This window comes from Streptomyces calidiresistens (assembly GCF_014141525.1).
GTDB classification, from domain to species: Bacteria; Actinomycetota; Actinomycetes; order Streptomycetales; family Streptomycetaceae; genus Streptomyces; species Streptomyces calidiresistens.
On sequence record NZ_VKHS01001237.1, the window covers coordinates 1 to 1,069 of the forward strand.

The following is a 1,069-nucleotide window of genomic DNA, read 5'->3' on the forward strand; positions in this document are numbered from 1 at the left end:
CGTCCCCACCGGCCGGGACGCCGGGGAAACCGGGGAGGCCCCCGGTGCCGGGCGTCGCCGCCGGATCGGGGAAACCGAACGGGCCGGGGGCGTCCTCGGGGGAGCCGGTGCCGTCGCTGCGCATGCCCCCGACCCTACGGGCCGGTGGGCGCCGCGCCGGGTGCCGGGGGCACCGGCGCGGCGGGAGCGCGCTCGGCCCGGATCACCAGCACCAGCCCCACCAGGATCACCACCAGGGCGCCCCAGGTGAGCAGCGGCGGCCACTGACCCAGCCACACCGCCGCGATCACCGCCGCGCCCGGCGCCTCCAGCAGGATCGCCGTCGAGGTGACCGAGGGGCCCAGCCCGCGCACCACCCGGTTGAGCACCGAGTGGCCCAGGATCTGCGCGGTGAGGGTGAGGGCCAGCAGCTTCAGCCAGGTGACGGTGTCCCAGCCGGTCAGTGGGGTTCCGGCCGCCACGCAGGCGGCCAGCAGCACCACGGAGGTGGCGCCGTAGCAGACGAAGGTGTAGCCGGTGGTGCCGGTGGTGCGCCGAACCTCGGCCCCGATCAGCATGTAGACCGCCGCCATGAACCCGCCGGCCAGGGCCAGGGCGTCCCCGGCCAGGGCGCGCGCGGAGACGGTCAGGTCCACGCCGGTCAGCAGCAGCACGCCGGCGAAGGCGACCGCCGAGCCCAGCCACACGGCGGCCGGCGGTCGACGGCCGCGCAGGCGCAACAACACCTGCACCCAGATCGGGGTGGTGGTGACCAGGGCCACCGAGGAGGCGACGGAGGTCATCCGCAGGCTCGGCAGCCACAGGGCGAAGTGGGCGGCGAGGGCGACGCCGCCGGCGAGGGTGAGCAGCAGGTTGCGGCGACCCATGCCGGCGATCTCCGCCCGCAGGCGGCGGCGCAACAGCACCAGCGGGGTGAGGCCGGCCACGGCCATGGCGTTGCGCCAGAAGGCGATGGCCAGGGCGGGGGCGGCGGTGGCGGCGACCAGGGGACCGGAGAGCGAGATGCCGGTCACCGCGACGATCAGCAGCAGCAGGTCCATCCGCACCTGTGCCGGATCCAGGGGGGCCC

At 76.2% G+C, this 1,069-nt stretch carries 1 protein-coding gene; it reads right to left on the reverse strand.

Annotation, left to right across the window (positions count from 1 at the left end):
* Positions 1 to 134: 134 nt before the first annotated feature.
* A complete protein-coding gene (locus FOE67_RS26605; RefSeq protein ID WP_323385577.1) occupies positions 135 to 1,061 on the reverse strand; it encodes a DMT family transporter in 927 nt (308 codons plus the stop codon).
* Positions 1,062 to 1,069: the final 8 nt, after the last annotated feature.